Consider the following 4,303-nt stretch of genomic DNA (forward strand, 5'->3'; position numbering starts at 1 on the left):
GAACTGCAGACCTGGCTGCACGATCTGGCGCGCGAAGGCCTCGCGTCCGTGCGCTCGCACGGCCAGGCCTTCTGGGAGGCGATCGCCGCGCGCATGGCCGACGCCCAGGCGGCCCCGCTGGCACGCCGCCTGCGCCGCGCCGGCAGCATGCTCTACCAGTCCGGCCTGCGCAATGCCGAAGGCCTCGTCGCACACGAACTCGCGTCCCTGTATCTGTTGACCCAGGCATGGCAACGCATCGACCAGTTGGCGCCCGCACTGCAGGCCGACGTGCGCACCCTGCTCGGCTGGACGATCAGCCAGGACGAGGTGCTGCGCCAGCGCGCCGTCGCCGACACCTGGCGCGTGCTGGCCCAGACCACGTTCGACGACGATCGCCTGCGCGTGCGCTCGACCTGGCTCCATGGCGCCGCCACCGGACGCTGGGCGCTGCACCTGCAGTACGCCGTCGGCACCCAGGGCTTCGAGCAGCAGCTCGCGCCCGGCACGGCATTCGACGGCGACCTGTGTTTTTATCCGAGCGCATGGCCGCTGCGCGCCCAGATCCTGCGCCAGGACGATCCGCGTCCGTTGTCCGCCGGCGCCGCGCCGTCGGACTTCGACGCCGTGCTCGACACCCATGCGAACGCCCTCGCCGCCCAGCCTTTCCTCGAGCGCTTTCCGGTGCTGCTCGGCGGCCTCGTGCCGGATGGCGCCGACCGTGGCATCGTGCACGACACGCAGGGTCGCCGTATCGCCCTGCATCCCACGTTCCGCCACCCGGTGCACCTGCTGGCCCTGAGCGGCGGGCATCCGCTGACCGTGTGCGGCGAATGGGATGGGCGCACGCTGCTGCCACTGAGCGTCTGGCAGGAAGGGCGGCTGTACAACATCGACAGCGACTTCCCGACATGACGAGGCGACCATGAACGACGCTGACCGCCAGCTGCAGCAATTACTGAAGATCGGCACGGCCCGCGCCGGCCGTCCTCCCGCCGGCCTCGCCGGGCCCCTCGCGGCGCTGCTGCCCGCGGATGCCGCACCGCCGGAAGCCGTGCTCTGGCTATCGCTCGGCGCCCTCGACCTGTGGGAGCGCAGCGGCTTCGTGGCACCCGACCAGCCCGCGCCGGCACCCGCGCAGGCGGCCGCGCCCGAGACGCTGCGCCCCTGCCCGCCGCGCGCGCAAGCCATATTGACCCTGCTGCTGCGCGGCGTGCATCCGGCCGGCCTGGAAGCCGAGTGGCTGCGCCACCTGCACCATCATGGCGGCCGCCTGCCCGCGCACTGCCTTCCAAAACTGCTCGATGCCGCGACGCGCCTGCCCAATTTACGCGCGGCCATGCTGCCCGTGCTCGGCGAACGCGGACACTGGCTCGCGCGCCTGCAACCGGAATGGTCCTGGGCCGCTGCCGGCACGGATGCGGAAGCGACGCTGTGGGAGACCGGCACCCCGGAACAGCGGGTGGCCGCGCTGCGCGACTGGAGAGCGCGCGATCCCCGGGCAGCCAGCGCCGCCCTCGCTGCCGCATGGAACAGCGAGCCCCCGGATCAGCGCGCGGCCCTGCTGGCCGTGCTGGGCACGGGCCTCGGACCGGACGACGAAGCCTTTCTCGAAGCCGCGCTCGACGACCGCCGCAAGGAAGTGCGCGCCGTGGCCCAGCGCCTGCTCGCGCGCCTGCCCGGATCGCGGCTGGCGCAGCGCATGCGGGACCGCCTGCTGCCGCTGCTGCGCGTCGAGAAACCGCTGCTGCGCCCCGCCCATATCGAACTGACGCTGCCCGCCACCTGCGATGCGGCCATGCGGCGCGACGGCATCGGCATCGCGCCCCGCTACGGCCTGGGCGAAAAGGCCGGATGGGTCGTGGACATGCTGGCCGCCCTCGACCCGCAAACATGGACGCGCCATTTCGACCGCACGCCACGCGCCTGCCTGGCACTCGCCGAGCACAGCGAGTTCGCCACCGTACTGGTGCGCGGCTGGGCGCTGGCCGTGCAGCACCATGCGGCCAACGCAACGTCGCCCGGCCTGCGCGCCTGGCTGCGCGACCTGACCACGTGGTGGGTCGACGCCAAACCCGCGCTGCGCGATGCCGTGCCCGACAGCCTGTTCGACGTGGTGGCTGCACACTTCGCGCAGGATGAAGACGGCGCGTCCAGCGCCCTGTTCGACGCAATGTCCGGCACATGGATCGGCGACGGCTTCCAGATGCGCCTGCTCGCGCGCCTTGCCGCCGGCACGCCGCAAGCCTGGCCCGCGCCCCTGAGCCGGCGCGCGCTGCAGCGGCTGCAGACCGCCCTGCCCACGCTGCCCGACGCCGGCCATCCCTGGCTGGTGCGCCAGATGTTGTCCAGCCTCGCGCTCGTGCTCGACCCGGCCACGGCGGCCGCATCCGAAGCCGACCTGCGCGCGGCGTGGCAGCCCGACGGCGAATGGAACCGCACCGTCGACGAATTCTTCGATCTCGTGCGCCTGCGCCACGAGATGACCCTTTCATTCCAGGAGCCAGCATGACCGCCACCCCTTCCGTCCTCCGCCAGCACGCCGAGCACCAGTACGCCGGCGAACTGGAAGCGCTGATCGCTTTTGACACGCGCCAGCGCCCGCCCCGCTGGAAGATGTCGCCGTGGGCCGTCTCCACGTACCTGCTGGGCGGCCAGCTGGAAAACGGCGTGACGATCAGCGCCAAATACATCGGCAATCCGCGCGTGATCGAGATCGCCGTCGCCACGCTCGCCACCGACCGCGCCCTGCTGCTGCTGGGCGTGCCCGGCACGGCGAAGTCCTGGGTGTCCGAACACCTGGCCGCGGCGATCAGCGGCGATTCCACGCTCGTCGTGCAGGGCACGGCCGGCACCAGCGAGGAAGCCGTGCGCTACGGCTGGAACTACGCGCAGCTGCTGTCGAAAGGGCCGTCGCAGGACGCCATCGTGCCGAGTCCCGTGATGCGCGCCATGCGCACCGGCCGCATCGCCCGCATCGAGGAACTCACGCGCATGCCTGGCGAGGTGCAGGACAGCCTGATCTCGATCCTGTCCGAAAAGGTCTTGCCGATCGCGGAACTGGACGACGAGGTACTGGCGCAGAAGGGTTTCAACATCATCGCCACGGCGAACGACCGCGACCGCGGCGTCAACGAATTGTCGAGCGCCCTGAAGCGCCGCTTCAACACCGTCGTGCTGCCGCCGCCGCGCACGGCCGACGAGGAAGTGCGCATCGTCGAGACGCGCGTGGCCAGCATCGGCCGCGCGCTCGAACTGCCGGCCGAGAAGCCGGCGCTCGAGGAAATCCGGCGCATCGTCACCGTGTTCCGCGAGTTGCGCGAAGGCGTGACGGGCGACGGCAAGACCAAGCTGAAGGTCCCCAGCGCGAGCATGAGCACGGCCGAGGCGATCTCCGTCGTCACGCATGGCATGTCGCTGGCGGCGCATTTCGGCGACGGCGTGCTGCGCGGGGCCGACCTGGCGGCGGGCATGGTCGGCGCGATCGTCAAGGATCCGCTGCAGGACCGCGTGGCCATGCTCGAATACCTGGAGACGGTCGTCAAGGAACGCGACGGCTGGAAGGATTTGTACCGCGCCTGCCGCGACGTGATGGCGTAACGCGCGATGAGCGTCCACCTGTTCGGCATCCGCCACCACGGCCCCGGTTGCGCGCGCAGCCTGGCGCAGGCACTGTCCGCGCTGGCACCCGACTGCATCCTCATCGAGGGCCCGCCGGAAGCGGACGCGCTGGCGCAGTACGCCGGCCATGCGGACCTCGTGCCGCCGGTGGCCCTGCTGCTGTACGCGCCGGCCGATCCGCAGCGCGCCGCGTTTTATCCGTTCGCGGCGTATTCTCCGGAATGGCAGGCGCTGCGCTACGCCAGCGAGCATGGCGTGGACGTGCGTTTCTGCGACTTGCCGCAGGCCCAGCGCTTCGCGTTGCGCGCCGAGCGTGCAGAAGCGGGGGCGGAGAAAGATCTGGACGAGCTGCAGGCGGACCCGCTGCGCTGGCTCGCCCGCGCGGCCGGCTACGGCGATACGGAGACTTGGTGGGATCACCTGGTCGAGCAGCGCAGCGACAGCCTCGGCCTGTTCGCGGCCATCGCCGAGATGATGACGGCGCTGCGCAACGAGGCCGGCCCGCCGGCCGACGAGCTGGAAGCGAAGCGCGAAGCGTGGATGCGCACGGCGATCCGCCAGGCCGTCAAGGAGGGCCGCGAGCGCATCGCGGTCGTGTGCGGCGCCTGGCACGTGCCGGCACTGGCGACGCTGCCCAGCGCGAAAAGCGATGCCGACATCTTGAGGGGCCTGGCGAAGGAAAAGGTCGCGGCCACGTGGGTGC

3 protein-coding genes and 1 pseudogene are annotated in these 4,303 nt (G+C 71.4%); all 4 read left to right on the plus strand.

The window, feature by feature from the left end; all coding sequences use genetic code 11:
* A pseudogene (locus tag AC1DYX_RS28430) lies at nucleotides 1–894 on the plus strand (SWIM zinc finger family protein); the annotation flags it as partial.
* A 10-nt stretch (nucleotides 895–904) separates the two neighbouring features.
* The gene (locus tag AC1DYX_RS28435; RefSeq protein WP_477265155.1) at nucleotides 905–2,491 is read left to right on the plus strand and encodes a DUF5691 domain-containing protein; all 1,587 of its coding nucleotides are present in this window, start codon (nucleotides 905–907) and stop codon (nucleotides 2,489–2,491) included.
* The gene (locus AC1DYX_RS28440; protein WP_477265156.1) at nucleotides 2,488–3,579 is read left to right on the plus strand and encodes an ATP-binding protein; all 1,092 of its coding nucleotides are present in this window, start codon (nucleotides 2,488–2,490) and stop codon (nucleotides 3,577–3,579) included. The genes AC1DYX_RS28435 and AC1DYX_RS28440 overlap by 4 nt, the downstream gene beginning before the upstream one ends.
* 6 nt (nucleotides 3,580–3,585) lie before the next feature.
* Nucleotides 3,586–4,303: DUF5682 family protein (locus AC1DYX_RS28445; RefSeq protein WP_477265158.1), on the plus strand; the 718-nt coding region annotated here is incomplete at its 3' end.

Source organism: Massilia sp. P2_C2 (assembly GCF_056404615.1).

Coding starts and splice junctions, on each gene's coding strand:
- AC1DYX_RS28435 (WP_477265155.1), top strand. CDS start 905: ATGAACGACGCTGACCGCCAGCTGCAGCAATTACTGAAGATCGGCACG.
- AC1DYX_RS28440 (WP_477265156.1), top strand. CDS start 2,488: ATGACCGCCACCCCTTCCGTCCTCCGCCAGCACGCCGAGCACCAGTAC.